The following is a 16,225-nucleotide window of genomic DNA, read 5'->3' as shown; positions in this document are numbered from 1 at the left end:
GTCCGCCGCTAGAGTCGTGCGCCATGGACTGGGAAGAGCGGATCGGCCGGATCAGGCAGTGGCGGCGCGACGGGAAGCGCGCCCCGCACAAACCCCTCCTGCTGCTGTACGCGCTGGGCCACCACCAGCGCCACGGCGACGCCCCCATCCTCTACAGCGCGGCCGAGGAGCGCCTCCGACTGCTGCTGGACGAGTTCGCCCCGCCCGCCAGGGGCGGCACCACACCGGCCTTCCCCTTCCGCCGCCTGGCCAACGACGACGGGCTGTGGGTGCTCACCACGGACGACGGCGGCGACCCCGGGGACAACGCGGGGCGGTTGCGCGCATCCGGCGCCCGGGGGAGCCTCGCGCCCGGGTTCTCCCGCGCGTTGGCCGAGGACCCGGGACTGCGCACCCGCATCGCCCGCCTGCTGCTCGACGCGAACTTCCCGTCCTCCCTGCACGCGGAGGTCCTGGCCCTGGCCGGGCTCACCCTCGCCCCCGAGCGGTGGGCCGCCGCCGGCGACCGCGACCCCGCCTTCCGGGAGGCGGTGCTGGACGCCTACGGCCACCGGTGCGCGTTCTGCGGCTACGACGGGTGGATGGACGGCGTCTCGGTCGGGCTGGAGGCCGCCCACGTGCGCTGGTGGTCCCAGGCCGGGCCCGACACGGTGGACAACGGGCTGGCGCTGTGCTCCCAGCACCACCTGCTCCTGGACCGCGGTGTCCTCGGCCTCACCGGGGAGCTGACCCTGGCCGTCTCCCCGCGCTTCGAGGCCCGCTCCGACCAGGCCCGGCGGATCGTCACCGATCTCGCCGGGCACGACCTGCTCCTACCCGCGGCCGCCCCGCCGGTCGCCGCCGACCACGCCCGCTGGCACCGCGAGCAGGTCTTCAAGCACCCGGCCCGGGCCGCCTGAGGGTCACTCCCCGTCGGCGCTCCCGCCGATGTTCCTCAGCCACGGGCCGTCGGCCGTCAGCCAGTGCGGGACGAGGGCCAGGGCGAAGGGGAAGTCCGTGGTGAAGACGTCCTCCCCGTGCGCCTGGGCGGCCTCCCGGTACTGGCCGTCCTCCAGCCGGAACTCCACCAGGCCGACCTTGTCGGCCAGCGGGTTGACGATCCAGTAGGCGGGGACGCCGAAGGCGGCGTACTCGATCCGCTTGGTGTGGTTGTCGCGCAGGACGCTGTCGGGGGAGACGATCTCCACCGCCAGGAGCGGCGGGACCGAGAAGTAGCCGCTCTCGGGGAGGGGTACGTCGAACACGGCGAGGTCGGGAACACGGTGCCGGGTCCGGTCTCCGTTGAGGTCGATTCCCGGTGATTCGTGGATCTCGAACTCGCCGTCACAGATGAAGTTCAAGTGCGCGGACAGGCGGGTGGTCGCGCGTGTGTGCTTGGGCTTGGGCGCGGGCGACACGTCAAGCCGCCCGTCGGCCAGTTCGTACCGCCGCCCGTCGTCCGGGAAGTGTTCCAGGTCATCCGTGGTCAGGAGCCGTTCCGGGATGTCCTGCTGCCTGGTGGTCATGACAGACATACTGCCTCCTCGTGCTCATGACGGCCAGTATTGCGGCCGGTACACGGCTCCGGTGGGCGAATCCGAGGAATCGCCTTCACGGTTCGGCCCCTTATCGCCGATCGGGATCCGAATGAAAGGGAGCACGGGTACAAGGGCGAGCCGGGAAAGCGGTGGTACCGCCGGACCGCCCTCGGCGCCCCGCCGCCGTTGCCCTGGCATCCCCGCCCCCCGACAGGTAGGAAAGGGAGCTACAGGGGCGGAAGGGGCATCGTGATGGGTCGGTCCACGCACGACGGGATCATGGAGAGGCTCCGGCCGCGGCTGGACTTCGCCCGGTTCGACCGGTTGCGCTCCTACGGCACCGAGCACGAGGTGCAGGCGGGCGACGTCCTCACCCGCGCCGGTGACTTCGAGCGCGACCTCATCGTCCTCGACGAGGCCTACGTCGAGGTGGTCCGCGAGGCCTCCTTCGACCGCCCCGAGACGGTCTTCATGACCATGGGTCCCGGGGACTTCCTCGGTGAGGTCAACCTGCTCGGCGACCACATGGCCTTCGTGACGGTCCGGGCCGTGGCGCCGGGCCGGATCCACCGCCTGTCCAGGGCGCGGTTCCGCACGATGATGGCCGAGGAGACGGAGCTCTCCGACATCGTCCTGGAGGCCCTGCTGGTCCGCCGGGAGTACCTGCGCGACTCGGTCCGCCCCGTCGACCTGGTCGGTCGGCCCGACTCCTCGGCCACCCTGGCCCTGCGCACCTACGCGGCCCGGATCCGGCTCCCCTACGAGTGGCACGACGCCGAGTCGCCGGACGGCCGGAGACTGCTCGACACCGTCGGCCTGAACGGCGGCGACCTGCCGGCCGTGGTGTTCGCCGGACAGGTGACCCGCAACGTCACCCCCGGGATCCTGGCCGAACGCATCGGCAAGGCCTACCGGCCCAGCTGCAAGGACGTCGACCTCGTGGTGGTGGGGGCCGGGCCCGCCGGGCTGGCGGCCGGGCTCTACGGGGCGTCCGAGGGCCTGAACACCGTCGTCCTGGACGCCCTGGGCACCGGCGGGCAGGCCGCGTCCAGCTCCCGGATCGAGAACTACCCCGGCTTCCCGCACGGCATCGCGGGGGAGGAGCTGACCCGGCTGGCGGCGATCCAGGCGCTGAAGTTCGGCGCCGAGATGTACATGCCCTGCCGGGTGGACCGGCTGGACACCACCGGCCCCGACCCGGTGCTGTACCTGGCCGACGGCAGCCGTATCGACACCCGGGCCGTCGTGGTGGCCTCCGGCGCCCGCTACCGCACTCTGCCGCTGGAGCGCTGGGCGGATTTCGAGGAGGCGGGGTGCATCTTCTACGCCGCCACCGAACTGGAGGTGCGCTCGTGCTCCCGGCACCCGGTCACCGTGGTGGGCGGCGCGAACTCGGCGGGGCAGGCCGCCCTGTACCTGGCGGGCCGGGGCAGCCGCGTCGACCTGGTCGTCCGCGGCGCGGACCTGTCCGCCAAGATGTCGGAGTACCTGGTGTCGCGCCTGCACGACCACCCCGACATCACCGTGCACACGAACACCGAGGTCACCGGCCTGCGAGGTGCCGACAAGCTCGCGGAGGTCGTGCTCACGGACCGGCGCACCGGGCTCTGGGCGCCCCGCCCGACCAGCGGCCTGTTCTGCTTCATCGGCGCCGACCCCGCCACCGAATGGCTGGACGGCGTCACCCGGGACCGCAGCGGGTTCGTGTGCACCGACACCGCCCTGGTCGAACCGGGCCTGGAACCGGTGTGGGACGGGCTGGGCCGCGGACCGCTGCCGTTCGAGACCAGCGTCCCGTCGGTGTTCGCGGTGGGCGACACCCGCACCGGGTCGATCAAGCGGGTCGCGGCGGCGATGGGCGAGGGGGCCAGTGCGATCGCCTCGGTCCACACGGCCCTCGCGGCCAGAGCACGACGCGGGTGATGCCGGCGGCGGCCCGGAGCGCCTCGGCCGCGGCCTCCCGGTCGTGCATCCGGGCGGGGTCCCCGAGGCCGACGGCCTCCCGCGGCGGCAGGTGGTACCGGCCGAAGCCCTGGAACACGGCGGCGGCCCGGTCCCGCCCCCGGTGCCGTTCGGTGTTCGCAGCAGCGGCGGCAGGTCCCGAACGGTCCCCATCAGCGGCTCCCGGGGGTTCCGCGGGCGGCCTCTCCACCCGGCGGCCTCCCGGCGCGGGCCCGAGACCCCGCCCCGCGGTATCGGTCATCCGCCCTGGAAACGGGGGGAGCCGGCCGTCGCAGGACTCCCCGCCGTTGCCTTCCCCCGTGTTCGTTTCCCGGATCCGACCTGCCGGAACGCCCCCGTATCCCTGGAGGCTGCCCGTCCGGCACCAGCCCGGTCCGTGCGGGGGCGGCCGCGTCCGGCAGGGGATGCCGCGTGGTCGACATCCGGTGACGGGAGGATGACCAAGACGACGGGCAGGGGGCCACCCGGCCACGGAAGCATAGAGAAGTGCGGATCCTCGGAACCTCCGCCCCCACCCGGGCGTCTGTCCGGGGGTACGTCCCCGCTCATATGAGGAGCCCGCCATGCAGCAGATCAGAGGCAACCGAGTCATCACCGGTGCGGTATTGGGAGCGCTTCCCCTGCTCCTGGTCACCGGATGCTCGTTCAACTTCAGCATCGGCGGCCCCAGAGCCGTCGACGCCGAGACCGTCGCCGAACGGTCCAGCGAGATGCTCGCCGAGCAGGTCGGGCAGACCCCCGACAGCTTCACCTGCGCCGACGACCTCCCCGCCGAGGTGGGTGCCGAGATCCGCTGCGAGCTCACCAGCGGCGGCGACACCCTCGGTGCGACCGTCACGGTGACCGCGGTCGACGGCGACAACGTCGAGTGGGACATCAAGGTCGACGACGCGCCCATGTAAGCACGCCGCACAGGTACGGTCCCTCCCGGGTCACCGCGGGGGCGGGGCGCTCCCCCGACCGCCCCGCCCCGAGCGCCGGGGCCGCCCCGGCGACGGTCGGCGTCCACACGAACGGGACCCGTGCCGCCACCCCCTCCGGGCGGGTCGCTCCGCCGACCATGGCGTCGTAGTACATCTCCGACGGGAAGAACACCGATCCGCGGCCGGACGCGGTCCCCGTCGCGACGGGGAGGGCTTCGAGGACCGCACCGACCGCGGCGGTGACGGCGCCGAGCAGGGCCAGGGCCTTCGCCCACGGGGCCGTGGCCGGCCGCCTTCCGTCGGTTCGTGCGGCGTGTTCCGCCGGGACCGCCGTCGTGCGAGCGGTGCGGGCTCCCCCGCGGTGCCGCGCGGATCACCCGGGACTCCTGAGACGTGCGGCCCGCCCGGTCCCCCGGGGACCCGCACATGCGAACGGCCCCCGGCGGGCCGGGGGCCGTTGCGGGGCCGACCCCGGGAGTGGTGGGTCGACCGGAGGCCGGCCCCCGGGAGTCAGGGGCCGGTCGTGGTCAGGACACGGTCTCGCGCTCGCCGCCCCGTGCCGGCACGGCCTTCGCCGCCGCCCGGCGGCGCCGCACACCCGCGATGATCGGGACCAGCGCGGCCACCACGACCAGCGCGTACAGCCCGATCGAGATCCCGCTGCCGACCAGGACCGACGGGTCACCCGAGGACGCCGCCAGCGCCCGCCGGAACTCCGTCTCCGCGATCGGCCCCAGCACCACGCCGATCAGCGCCGGTGCCACCGGGATCCCGAACGACCGCATCACCAGTCCCAGCAGCGCCACCGCCAGCAGGATCACCAGGTGCGCCACCGAGGCGTTGATCGCGTACACCGCCAGCACCGAGAACAGCGTGATCCCCGCGTACAGGTACGGCTTGGGCAGCTTCAGCAGCTTCGCCCACAGCGGCGCGAACGGCAGGTTGATCACCAGCAGCAGCACGCTGCCCACCAGCAGGGACGCCAGTAGGGTCCACACCAGCTCCGCGTTGCGCTCGAACAGCACCGGCCCCGGCTGGAGCCCGTACTGCTGGAACGCCGCCAGCATGATCGCGGCCGTCGCCGACGTCGGCAGCCCCAGCCCCAGCAGCGGCACCAGGGTGCCCGCCGCACTGGAGTTGTTCGCGGCCTCCGGCCCGGCCACGCCCTCGATGGCGCCCCTGCCGAACTCGTCCTCCTGCGGGTCGCCCCTGCGCTCGGCCCGCCGCCGGGCGAGCCTGCGCTCCACACCCAGGGACACGAACGTCGGGATCTCCGCCCCGCTGCCCGGGATCGGCCCGAACGTGCTGCCCAGGGCGGTCCCGCGCAGCCACGGCCCCCAGGACCGCTTCCAGTCCCGCCTGCTCAGCCACGGCCGCCCCGTGCGGATCGCCGCGAAGTCCGGTGCGGACCTCCCGCGCGCCACCACGTACAGCACCTCGCCCAGCGCCAGCAGACCGACGGTCACGATCACGACGTCGATCCCGTCCAGCATCACCGCCGAACCGAAGTCGAACCGCGGCGCGCCGCTCTGCCCGTCGATGCCGACCACGCCGATCGCCAGGCCGATCAGCAGCGACGTCAGACCGCGCAGCACCGAACCCGACACCACCGCGGCCACCGCCACGAACGAGAACACGGTCAGCGCGAAGTACTCGCCCGGCCCGAAGTTCAGCGCGAACGACACCATCACCGGCGAGAAGAACGCCACGATCAGCGTGCCGACGACGCTCGCGAGGAAGGAGCCGATCACCGCGGTGCCCAGCGCCTGTGCGGCCCGCCCCGCCAGGGCCATCTTGTGGCCCTCGTAGGTGGTCGCGATCGACGACGCCTGACCCGGGGTGTTGAGCAGGATCGACGTCGTCGCCCCGCCGAACATGCCGCCGTAGTACACGCCCGCGAACAGGATGAACGCGCTCGTCGGGTCCAGCCGGAACGTCACCGGCAGCAGCAGCGCCACCGCCATCGCCGAGCCCAGGCCCGGCAGCACCCCCACCGCGGTGCCCAGCACCACGCCCAGGAACGCCCACATCAGGTTCCCGGGGGTCAGCGCCGCGAGCAGCCCGCCCCCGAGGTCGACCAGAGTCTCCATCAGAGCACCAACTCCAGGATCCCGCCCGGCAGGCTCAGCCCCAGGCCGAGCGAGAAGCCCACCTGGACGGCCGCCGAGACCGACAGCGCCACCACGGCGTCACGCAGGTACGCGCGCGCCCCGAACGCGAAGGCCACCGCCCAGAACAGCAGCGCCCCCGCCGCCAGCCAGCCCAGGAACTCCAGCAGCGCGATGTGCGCCACGAGCCCGGCCAGCACGATGAGGACCGGACGCGCCTCGAACCACTCCAGGGCGTTGGCCGCCCCCGTGGCCCGGCCGCGCAGGTTCGTCACCACCAGGCACACCGCGGACACCAGCAGCAGCCCGCCGATCACCCCGGGGAAGAACCCTGGGCCGGGCCTGGTGGCGTTGGGCGGCGCCTGGACGGTGAGCGCGCCCCACACCATCAGCAGGCCCACGGCCGTGGCCAGCGCGGGCACCGCCCACCGGGCCGGGCCGCTCCACCGGGCCGTCTCCGGGTCGGGCGCGGCCGCCTCGGCGGCCGCCCGTGCGGCGGCGGGCTCCGCCGCCTCCGTCGCGGTCCCGGCCTCCGGCACCGCTTCCGGTGCCGCGGCCCCGGCCTGCGCCGGAACCCCCTTCTCCGTTCCGTTCACGGTCACAGCCCCAGCTCCTCGACGGTCTCCTGCGTCATGGCGACCTCCTCCTCAAGGAACGCGGTGAACTCCTCGCGGTCCTGGTAGGTGTCCGTCCACCGGTTGCGCTCCAGGGTGTCGGCCCACGACGGGCTCTCCCGCAGATCCGACACCAGCTCCGCCAGCGCGTCGGCCTCCGCGTCGGTCAGCCCGGGCGGTGCGATGACCCCGCGCCAGTTCGACATCTCCACGTCGTAGCCCTGCTCGACGAGCGTCGGCACGTCCACGCCGTCCAGCCGTTCGGGGGAGGACACCGCGATGACGCGCAGCGGACCCCCGTCCTCCGCCTGGTCGGCGAAGTCGCCCAGGGTGCCGAAGCCGACCGCCGACGTCCCCGACAGCAGGGAGGTCAGCACCTCCCCGCCGCCCGAGTAGGGCAGGTAGTTGATGCCGCCGGGCGTCAGCCCCATGGACTCGGCGACCCGGGCGGCGAAGATCTGGTCCACGCCGCCCATCGATCCGCCCGCCACCGGCAGCGTGTCCTCCTGGGAGGTCCAGTCCGCGGCGAGGTCGTCCAGGTCCTCGTAGGGGGAGTCGGCGGGCACCACCACGGCCTGGTACTCCGAGGCCAGCTGCGCGATGGGGGTGACGTCGGCCATCGAGTACGGCGAACCGGTGGTCTCCACCGCGCCCACCATGCCCAGTCCGGTCATGGAGAGCACGTTGCCCTGCCCCGACCGGTTGACGATCTGCGCCAGCCCGATGGTGCCGCCCGCGCCCTCGGCGTTGCGCACCTCGACGTTGAAGCGCATCCCCTCCTCGCGCAGGCCGTTCTGCATCTCCCGGGCCAGGGTGTCCCACCCGCCGCCGGGGGCCGCGGGCGCGATGAGCAGGATCTTCTCCTGCTCATCCGCCCCCGACGCCGCGCTCTGGCGCACGTCGAACAGCGCAGTCCCCACCAGCAGGAGGGCGCAGAGCCCGCCCGCGATACGGAGCGGTACACCGCGTTCGCGCATCGCTGTCTCCTTCCGACCTCGTTCGCCCCCTCGCCGTGCGGGAACGAGGAGAGCCGGGTCACAGTGTGACGCGGCGCACGCCCGTGTAAGAGTGTTGTTAAAACTGGCGTCATATTGGTCGTATTGTTCGTGACACGCTGCCGAACGGGACGCCCACCTGGGCCTTCACCGACCCGGGCGGCGTCCCGCCCGCACCGGTCCCCTCCTGGAAGGCCCCGGCATGACCGCGCGCACCCTGCGACGGCCGCCGCGCACCACCGCTCCGCGCACCCGTCCCCACCTGTCCCTGACCGGCTCCCTGTTCGTCGGCTACGTGCTCCTGCTCGCCGCCGCACTGGTCGCCGTCGGCTCCCTGTGGGTGGTCCAGCTCGACCGGCACACCGACCGGCAGTACACCGAACGCGTCCTCAGCGTGGCCCGCGCGGTCGCCGTCATGCCCGAGGTCGTGGCGGGTGCCCAGTCCCCGGACCCGGCGGCCGCCCTCGACCCGACGGCGGACCGGATCGCCGCCGCCACCGAGGTGGAGTACCTGGTCATCGCCTCCCCCGACGGCATCCGCTACACCCACCCGGACAAGGACCGCATAGGAGAAACGGTGTCCACCCCGCCCGGGCCGGCGGCACGGGGCGAGGAGTGGACGGGGGTGGAGACCGGCACCCAGGGGCGCACCGTCCGGGCCAAGATCCCCGTGTTCTCCGGCGGCGGATCGGTCAACGGCGGCGACGCCCGCGGCGAGGTCGTCGCCTACGTCTCCCTGGGCATACTCACCTCCGACGCCACCACCGAGGCGCGGGCCGCCGTCCCCGCCGTCCTGGGCACGGTCGTCGTGGTCCTGGGCCTGGGCGTGATCGGCGCCTGGTCGCTGTCCCGCCAGGTCAGGACCAAGACCCACGGACTGGAACCGGCCGACATCACCGCACTGCTGGAGAGCCGGGAGGCACTGCTGTACGCGGTCCGCGAGGGCGTGTTCGCCGTGGACCCCGACGGCCGCCTCGTCTTCGCCAACCCCCCGGCCCGCGCGATGCTGGGGCTCCCCGACGACGCCGAGGGGCGTACCCTGGACGAACTCGGCGCCTCGGAACGGGTCCGCGACATCGTCTCGGGGGCCGACCGGGGCAGGGACCTCCTCCTGCTCTCCGGCGACCGCATCCTGGTCGCCAACCGCAGGACGGTCCGGATCCGGGGCGAGGAGACCGGCGCGGTCGTGACCCTCCGGGACCGCACCGAACTGGACCGGCTCACCGGTGAACTCGACGGCGCCCGCACCGTCACCCGGGGGCTGCGCGCCCAGACCCACGAGTTCGCGAACCGGATGCACACGCTCGCCGGGCTGCTCGACCTGGGCGCCCACGAGGAGGCCCGCGCCTACCTGGCGGACCTGTCGGCGGCGCAGACCCGCACCAGCGCGGGCATCGCCGAGCACGTCGCGGATTCGGCGGTGGCCGCCCTGGTCATCGCCAAGTCCGCGCAGGCCGCCGAGATCGGTGTGGATCTGCGGATCTCCCCGATGACGGAGGTCCCCGCGCTGGACAGGGGGCTGCGGGCCGACGCCCTGCTGGTGCTGGGCAACCTGGTGGACAACGCGCTGGACGCCGTCGCGGGCGACGGCCGGGGATGGGTGGAGCTGATGGTGCGCCTGCACCGGGCCGGGGCGGACGGCCCGCCGCACGATCTGCTGGAGATCCGGGTGACGGACTCCGGGCACGGGGTGGCCGACGGGATCGCCGAGGAGATCTTCCGCCTCGGGTTCACCACCAAGGCGTCCCGGGACGCGGGCGGCCGCGGGCTGGGCCTGGCCCTGGTCAAGCAGGTGTGCGAGGGCAGAGGGGGGAGCGTGGAGATGGAGGCGCCCGACGGCGAGGAGGGAGCGGTGTTCACCGCGTACCTGCCCGCGGCCGCCCGGACCCCCGCCGGCGCGCCGGGCGCCGGGGCCCCGGGGGAGGCCCGGTGATCCGCGTCCTGGTCGTGGACGACGACGTGCGCGTGGCCCGCAACCACCAGGACCTGGTGGAGTCGCTGCCCGGGTTCACCGTGGTCGGGGTGGCGCACACGGCGGCGACGGCGCTCGCCCAGATCCGCGGCCACCACCCGGACCTGGTACTGCTCGACCTGCACCTGCCCGACGCGTCGGGGATCGAGGTGATGCGCACGCTCCGCGCGGCCGCCGCCGACGAGGCCCGCCGCACCGACTTCCTCATGATCACGGCGGTGCGCGACATCGCCCAGGTCCGCGACGCCCTGCACGGGGGCGCGGTGCACTACCTCCTCAAGCCGTTCCCGCTGAGCGCCCTGCGCGACCAGCTCGAACGCTACGCGGTGGCCCACCGCCAGATGGACTCCGCGGGGGAGGCCACCCAGCAGGACGTGGACCGGCTGTTCGGTCTGCTGCGCCCGCCGGGCGGCCGTTCGCTGCCCAAGGGGCTGACCGCCGCCACCGCCGACCTGGTCGCGGGGGTGCTGCGGGACGCCGACGGCGACCTGTCCGCCTCCGACGTCGCCGAACGCTCGGGCGTCTCCCGGGTGACCGCCCGCCGCTACCTCGAATACCTGTGCGCCGACGGCCGCGCCGAACTGCGCATGCGCTACGGCTCGGCCGGCCGCCCCGAGCACCGCTACCGCTGGGCGGCCTAGACGTACCGGCCACAGAGGCCGGATACGGGCCGGTGGCGGTTCGACGCCGGGAGAGGGCCTCCGGCATGGGTGCGGATCGTCGAGATCGACACCTGCAAGAAGGTCGGGAGGCCCTCCGCGGCCCGCATCGCCCGCGCCGACGCCGAGTTCACACCTGCCGGACGCCGGGCCTCGGTCCGCTGCGTCGTCGAGCACGGAGGGCCGCGGCGGTTGCGTGGCCCGCATCGCCCGCGCCGACGCCGAGTTCACACTTGGCGGGTGCCGGGCCTCGGTCCGCTGTGTCGTCGAGGACGGACGGCCGCTGCGGCGGCGCGGACCGCAGCGGCCACGGCCACCTCGCCGAGCAGGCCCGGCGCGGCCACCGAGTCGCCCGCCAGGTACACGCCCTCGCCCCGGTCGATCGCCGGGCGGTCCCGCCAGGTGGTGCCCGGCAGGTCCAGCGCCCCGGTGCGCCCCTTGGCGACCTGGTCGCGGCGCCAGGTCACCCGGTCCCGCCAGTCCGGCAGCGACATGTCCAGCAGCCGCTCCAGCCGATCGGTCACCGCCGCCCGGGACTCCCCGGGCCGCACCGGCATCTGCGCCTGCACCAGCTCCTCGCCCTCGGGGGCGAGTGTCCGGTCCACCCGCGTGTACCGCTCCACGAACCCGCACTCGTCGGCGTCGAACACTATGAACGGGTCCCGCCCCCGGCGCAGCCCCAGGTCCACGAGCAGCGAGTGCCCGCTCTCCCACTCCAGTGACGGGTCGCCCAGCAGCGCGCGGGCCGACGCCAGGGAGGTCGCCACGATCACCGGCCGGTCCTCGGGCAGCGCGTTCACCCGCGACCCGGTCTCGATCCGCACGCCCATCTCCCGGGCCCGCCGGGTCATCCGGTCGACCAGCGCCGTCCACCCGCCGACGATGTACAGCGGCGTCGGCCGCTTCGGCGACAGCACCCGCAGGAACCTCTCCCACACGAACTCCGCCGATAGTCGCGAGGGGTCGTGGTCGAACAGCGCCACCCCCATGTAGTTCGCGGCCACCCGCGCGGACTTCTCGCCCAGGTGCTCGCGCGCCCAGGACCCGAAGTCGCGGTCGTGCGGGGCGCGCAGCCGCCTGCGCGCGGCCGCGCCCAGCAGCGCGGGAGACAGCGCCGACCGCACCCGGCCGTCCTCGCGCATCCTCACCCCGGGGATCGCCGCCACCGGGAACCGGTGGTAGGCCGGGACCAGGTCCCGCTCCAGCAGCCACTGCGCGGCGAACCCGTCGCCGTACAGCACGTGCGGCCCCTCGTTGGCCACGTACGGCGGATCGGTCGCCCGGGCCCGCCCGCCCGGGGCGGAGTGGGATTCGAACAGGGTCACGGTGGCGCCGCTCTCGGCGCCGGCGATGGCCGCGGTCAGACCGGCGAGGCCACCGCCCACAACGGTGAGTTCCATACCCCCTAGGACGGATCGGGCGGCCGCAGATGTGACATCTTGTCGGGATTGGCCACCACGTACACGTTCCGGATCCGGTCGCCGTCGATGTCCAGGACGACCGTGGTGATCACCCTGCCCACGGCGATGCCGACCAGGGCCGGGGCCCCGTTGACCTCGCCGACCTCCACATGGATGTCCACGGGCGCCACACCGATCGACGCCAGGAACTTGTCGAAGGTCTTCGGCATCGCCAGCAGGAACCGGCCGACCTTGTCCCGGCCCAGCAGCACCCGCAGCGGCGCCCTGGCCTTGCCGCCGCCGTCCCCGACCAGGGTGGCGTCCTCGGCGAGCATCCCCTTGAGCTCGTCCAGGTCGCCCTCCATACAGGCCTGGAGGAAGCGCTCGGTGATGCGCCGCCGCGCCGACCGGTCCGCCTCGAACCGGGGCCGGCGCTCGCGCACGTGGTCGCGGGCACGCCGGGCCAGCTGCCGGGTGGCGGCCTCGCTGCGTTCGATGATCTCGGCGATCTCCGCGTACGGGATCTGGAAGGCCTCCCGGAGCACGAACACCGCACGCTCCAGCGGGCTGAGCGTCTCCAACACGACCAGCAGAGCGAACTCCACGGTGTCGGCGAGTTCGGCCCGGTCGGCGCCGTCGGGCAGGTCGCTCACGGGTTCGGGCAGCCATTCGCCCACGTAGGACTCTCGGCGGGCGCGGGCGCTGCGCAACCGGTCGATGGCCAGCCGGGAGACGATGGTGACGAGGTAGGCGCGCGGGTCCTCGACCCTGGACCGGTCGGCGCCGGACCAGCGGGGCCACGCCTCCTGCACCACGTCCTCGGCGTCGGACGCGGTGCCCAGGATCCGGTAGGCGACCCCGGTCAGCACCGGGCGGTGGGCTTCGAAGACACCGGCGGCGTCGGAGGTATCGATCGTCATGACAGAGAAGACGTACCACCCACCCCGCGGTGTGACACCCACCGGGGGGATGATTCCGTGGTGTCCCTCCCGCGGGGAGGACGCCACGGACCGAGGAGTGGAGCGGATGTACCGATTGCGGCTCTGGGAGCCGGGTGACGCCGAACGCCTGCTGACCGCCTTCGCCGAACCCGAGCTGGCCCGGCAGACCCCGGAGGTCCCCGCCACCGAGGAGGAGGCGCTGTCCTGGATCGACCGGCAGCGGACGGCGGCCGAGGCGGGCGACGCGTTCGGGTTCGCCGTCACGGACGGGACGGACGTGGTGCTGGGGCACGTGCAGGTGTCGGTGACCAGCCGCACCCACGACCTGGGCTGGGTGTCCTATTGGGTGCACGCCGACGCCCGCGGGCGCGGGGCGGCCACGGCGGCGGCCCGGCTGGCCGCCGAGTACGCCTTCGCGGAGACCGACCTGTTCCGGCTGGAGCTGGGCCACCGGCTCGACAACCCGGCCTCCTGCCTGGTGGCGCGGCGCGCGGGGTTCCGGCCGGAGGGGATCGAGAGGCAGAAGCTGCACTACGGGAACGGGCGCTTCGACACGGGCACGCACGCCCGCCTGCGCACGGACGCGGTGGCCGGGGTCCCGTTCACGGTCTGCGGGTCCTGAGCCGTCGGGCCGGACGGACCCGGTCCCGGCCCCGGACATGCGAACGGCGCGGGCCGGGTGCAGGCCGGACCGCGCCGGTGTTCACGCGTCGAATCGGTTCGCACGAGGGCGGGGTGTGTCGATCGTCCCCGCCCCCGGCCGCCGGACCGCGACTAGTCCATCACCACGATGCCGGAGGTGGAGTCGTTGGAGATCACGTTGCAGCCGTCCATGCTCACCAGGGCGAACTGGATGACGTCGGCGCAGATCGGCACGGTGATGTTCTGGATGTTGGCGTTGTTGTCGGCCGCGGCGGTGCCGGTCATCGCGCCCAGGGCGAGGCCGGTGGCGAGGACGAGGCCGGAGACGGAGGCGAAGCGCTTCATGATGCAGGTCCTTTTCGGTTGCGGGTGTGAAGGTCGTGCAGGGTGGGACGGTGGTGTCCCGGAGCGGCCGCCGCGAGGGCTGCCGGGGCCGACTAGCCGGCGGCGATGCCGGAGGTGGAGTCCCAGCTGACGACGTTGCAGCCGTCGGCGCTGATGCCTGCGGCCTGGAGAACGTCCACGCACACCGGGATGGTGATGTTCTGGATGTCGGCGTTGTTGTCGGCCGCGGCGGTGCCGGTCATCGCGCCGAAGGCGAGGCCGGTGGCGAGGACGAGGCCGGAGATCTTGGCGATGCGGGTCATCGTGCATACCTTTCGGAAGCTCATAACGGGGTGGCTTTAGCCGCCGGAAATAACTTAGCGTAGTCACCCGCATGCCAGGAGTGCTTCGCGGGAAGAATTCAGAGTTTCTTCGATGTTTTCTCGGGTTCCTGTCCGACATGAAGGACATGTCCGAGTGTCGGCCCCTCCGCGTTACGGAACCGAGAGGTCCGGCCGCCCCGCACACCCCTGCCCCGCGACCCCCGCCCACACGAAGGGGGCCCGTGCGGTCCACCGCACGGGCCCCCTTCGTGTGCCCCTCACCGAGGGGCGGAGGTCACCAGCCCTGCTGCTGGCCGTAGCCCGGGTACTGCTGCCCATAACCGGGCTGCTGACCGTACCCCGGCTGCTGGCCGTAGCCCGGGTACTGCTGCTGGTCGTACCCCGGGTACTGCTGCTGACCGTACCCCGGCTGCTGGCCGTAGCCCGCGTACGGGTCCTGCTGCTGGGCCCCGGTGTGCTGCGGGTAGGCCTGCTGCTGTCCGGACGGCTCCGGGTGCTGCGCCTCCTGCTGCTGCGCCGCGTCCTTCTTCTTGGCCTCCGGGTCCGGGCGGAAGACGAACATGCGGGTCGGCTTGTCCTTCTCGCCGTCCTCACCCGGGGTGATCAGGTCCAGCCGCCAGCCGGCCTCCTCGATCCCCTCCAGGATGCGGGTCAGGCCGGGGCGCAGCTTGCTGGAAGCCTCGTCGTAGGCGTTGATCTCCAACTGGATGATGAACATCCGCCGCTTCTGCTGCGCCGCGACCTTGGCGTGCTCGACGACCGTGCTGTCCCTCACGACCTGTGTGACGCTCATGAATAACCGTACCCATCTGCTCTGTCGGAGCCGTCAGTACCCGTCGGGCTGCTACCCGGTCATCCGCGTCCAACCGTGGCGGGACTCCGCCGGGTTCCGCCACCCATCATGCCTCCTATGGCACCATCTGGCCACAGAAAGCCCGGAGCGGCCGCTCTGAGCGGCTGCGTCGGGCTTTCAGCGGGTGGCGGCGCGGACGGCCTCGACGACGGGCGTCTCGCCGTTCACGAGGTTGAGAACCCTCCCGACCGTCTCCGGTTCGTCCAAGAGGGCGACGATCACGGCGGCGACGTCGTCCCGGGTCACCGAGTCGCGCTCCACCTTCTCGCCCAGGGCCACCCGACCGGTGCCGGGCTCGTCCGTGAGACGCCCCGGGCGCAGGATCGTCCAGTCCAGCTCCAGGGTGCGCTCGCGCAGGTCGGCGTCGGCCGCCCGCTTGGCCTCCACGTAGGCGGCCCACACCTCGTCGCTGTCGGGCGGGAGCGGGTTGTCCACGCCGATGGCGGAGACCTGGATCAGGCGGCGCACCCCGGCCAGCGAGGCGGCGTCGGCGGTCAGCACCGAGGCCCGGTGGTCGACGGTCTCCTTGCGGGCCGCTCCGCTGCCCGGCCCGGCGCCCGCGGAGAACACCACGGCGTCGGCGTTCATGATCTTCTCCGTCAGTTCGGTGACGGTGGCCTTCTCCAGGTCGATCAGCACGGGCTCGGCGCCCGCGTCGACGACGTCCTGCGAGTGGTCGGGGTTGCGGATGAGGGCGACGGGCTCGTCCCCGCGCGCGGCCAGCAACCTGGCCAGCCGCAGCGCGATCTTCCCGTGTCCCCCGGCGATGACGATACGCATACCCGCACCCTAAACCCGGGTCCGGCCGCCGCGGGCCCCGCCCGGTCGTGCGCCGCACCCCGCCGGGGAATACGGACGGCCCGCCCCCGCCGGGAGGCGGGAACGGGCCGGGTCCGGCCGCGGGCGGGGCCTACGGCGTGTTCGACGGGTCGTTCCGCCCACCCGTCGCCCACCGTCGCCCTCGGCTGACG

General features: G+C 73.4%; 16 protein-coding genes. 6 read left to right on the top strand and 10 right to left on the bottom strand.

The genetic code is table 11. From position 1 onward, the window contains the following. The first annotated feature begins 23 nt into the window (after positions 1-23). On the top strand, positions 24-899 hold the full coding sequence (locus tag QJS33_RS08780; protein WP_306367383.1) for a phosphorothioated DNA-binding restriction endonuclease: 876 nt from the start codon (positions 24-26) through the stop codon (positions 897-899). 3 nt (positions 900-902) lie between these two features. Here QJS33_RS08780 and QJS33_RS08775 read toward each other — a convergent pair whose 3' ends face one another. Then, the gene (locus tag QJS33_RS08775) at positions 903-1,505 is read right to left on the bottom strand and encodes a Uma2 family endonuclease (protein WP_306367382.1); all 603 of its coding nucleotides are present in this window, start codon (positions 1,503-1,505) and stop codon (positions 903-905) included. 264 nt (positions 1,506-1,769) lie between these two features. Here QJS33_RS08775 and QJS33_RS08770 point away from each other — a divergent pair, with 264 nt between their 5' ends. Both QJS33_RS08770 and QJS33_RS08765 read left to right on the top strand, forming a co-directional pair. After that, entirely contained in the window at positions 1,770-3,440 is a 1,671-nt protein-coding gene (locus QJS33_RS08770) for a cyclic nucleotide-binding domain-containing thioredoxin-disulfide reductase (RefSeq protein ID WP_306367381.1), read from the top strand. 602 nt (positions 3,441-4,042) lie between these two features. Further along, complete coding sequence (locus QJS33_RS08765; RefSeq protein ID WP_306367380.1) at positions 4,043-4,381, top strand: DUF4333 domain-containing protein; 339 nt, start codon at positions 4,043-4,045, stop codon at positions 4,379-4,381. A 548-nt stretch (positions 4,382-4,929) separates the two neighbouring features. Here QJS33_RS08765 and QJS33_RS08760 read toward each other — a convergent pair. The 3 genes from QJS33_RS08760 to QJS33_RS08750 are packed head-to-tail and all read right to left on the bottom strand — an operon-like array spanning position 4,930 to position 8,101. Further along, positions 4,930-6,492: a tripartite tricarboxylate transporter permease gene (locus QJS33_RS08760; RefSeq protein WP_306367379.1), complete on the bottom strand. Its 1,563-nt coding sequence runs from the start codon at positions 6,490-6,492 to the stop codon at positions 4,930-4,932. Then, on the bottom strand, positions 6,492-7,112 hold the full coding sequence (locus tag QJS33_RS08755) for a tripartite tricarboxylate transporter TctB family protein (RefSeq protein ID WP_306367378.1): 621 nt from the start codon (positions 7,110-7,112) through the stop codon (positions 6,492-6,494). The genes QJS33_RS08760 and QJS33_RS08755 overlap by 1 nt, the downstream gene beginning before the upstream one ends. Further along, the gene (locus QJS33_RS08750) at positions 7,109-8,101 is read right to left on the bottom strand and encodes a tripartite tricarboxylate transporter substrate binding protein (RefSeq protein WP_306367377.1); all 993 of its coding nucleotides are present in this window, start codon (positions 8,099-8,101) and stop codon (positions 7,109-7,111) included. Before QJS33_RS08750 ends, QJS33_RS08755 begins: the two co-directional genes overlap by 4 nt. 220 nt (positions 8,102-8,321) lie before the next feature. On the opposite strand from QJS33_RS08750, the gene QJS33_RS08745 reads away from it, so the two are divergent. Both QJS33_RS08745 and QJS33_RS08740 read left to right on the top strand, forming a co-directional pair. Next, positions 8,322-10,052 carry a sensor histidine kinase gene (locus QJS33_RS08745; protein ID WP_306367376.1) on the top strand — a complete coding sequence of 577 codons (1,731 nt, stop codon included), beginning with the start codon at positions 8,322-8,324 and terminating at the stop codon, positions 10,050-10,052. After that, positions 10,049-10,732, top strand: a complete 684-nt coding sequence (locus QJS33_RS08740) for a response regulator (RefSeq protein ID WP_306367375.1) — start codon at positions 10,049-10,051, stop codon at positions 10,730-10,732. Before QJS33_RS08745 ends, QJS33_RS08740 begins: the two co-directional genes overlap by 4 nt. Positions 10,733-10,977: 245 nt before the next feature. Here the strand turns inward: QJS33_RS08740 and QJS33_RS08735 are convergent, their stop codons facing one another. Both QJS33_RS08735 and QJS33_RS08730 read right to left on the bottom strand, forming a co-directional pair. Further along, complete coding sequence (locus tag QJS33_RS08735; RefSeq protein ID WP_306367374.1) at positions 10,978-12,150, bottom strand: FAD-dependent oxidoreductase; 1,173 nt, start codon at positions 12,148-12,150, stop codon at positions 10,978-10,980. A 5-nt stretch (positions 12,151-12,155) separates the two neighbouring features. Next, the gene (locus tag QJS33_RS08730) at positions 12,156-13,070 is read right to left on the bottom strand and encodes an RNA polymerase sigma-70 factor (protein ID WP_306367373.1); all 915 of its coding nucleotides are present in this window, start codon (positions 13,068-13,070) and stop codon (positions 12,156-12,158) included. Between the two features lie 106 nt (positions 13,071-13,176). On the opposite strand from QJS33_RS08730, the gene QJS33_RS08725 reads away from it, so the two are divergent. Then, positions 13,177-13,713 (top strand): GNAT family N-acetyltransferase, encoded by a 537-nt coding sequence (locus tag QJS33_RS08725; RefSeq protein ID WP_306367372.1) that lies wholly within the window; start codon positions 13,177-13,179, stop codon positions 13,711-13,713. A 152-nt stretch (positions 13,714-13,865) separates the two neighbouring features. Here the strand turns inward: QJS33_RS08725 and QJS33_RS08720 are convergent, their stop codons facing one another. The 4 genes from QJS33_RS08720 to QJS33_RS08705 all read right to left on the bottom strand — a co-directional run bounded on the left by QJS33_RS08720 (position 13,866) and on the right by QJS33_RS08705 (position 16,034). Further along, positions 13,866-14,078 (bottom strand): hypothetical protein, encoded by a 213-nt coding sequence (locus tag QJS33_RS08720; protein ID WP_306367371.1) that lies wholly within the window; start codon positions 14,076-14,078, stop codon positions 13,866-13,868. A 92-nt stretch (positions 14,079-14,170) separates the two neighbouring features. After that, positions 14,171-14,380, bottom strand: a complete 210-nt coding sequence (locus QJS33_RS08715) for a hypothetical protein (RefSeq protein WP_306367370.1) — start codon at positions 14,378-14,380, stop codon at positions 14,171-14,173. A 295-nt stretch (positions 14,381-14,675) separates the two neighbouring features. Further along, positions 14,676-15,194 carry a hypothetical protein gene (locus tag QJS33_RS08710; protein ID WP_306367369.1) on the bottom strand — a complete coding sequence of 173 codons (519 nt, stop codon included), beginning with the start codon at positions 15,192-15,194 and terminating at the stop codon, positions 14,676-14,678. Between the two features lie 177 nt (positions 15,195-15,371). Next, on the bottom strand, positions 15,372-16,034 hold the full coding sequence (locus tag QJS33_RS08705) for an NAD(P)H-binding protein (RefSeq protein WP_306367368.1): 663 nt from the start codon (positions 16,032-16,034) through the stop codon (positions 15,372-15,374). Between the last annotated feature and the right edge of the window lie 191 nt (positions 16,035-16,225).

The organism is Nocardiopsis sp. CC223A (assembly GCF_030766825.1).
In the GTDB taxonomy this organism is placed as follows: domain Bacteria; phylum Actinomycetota; class Actinomycetes; order Streptosporangiales; family Streptosporangiaceae; genus Nocardiopsis.
Note: the sequence above shows the minus strand (reverse complement) of the source record. Positions and strands in the feature narration are given on the sequence as shown.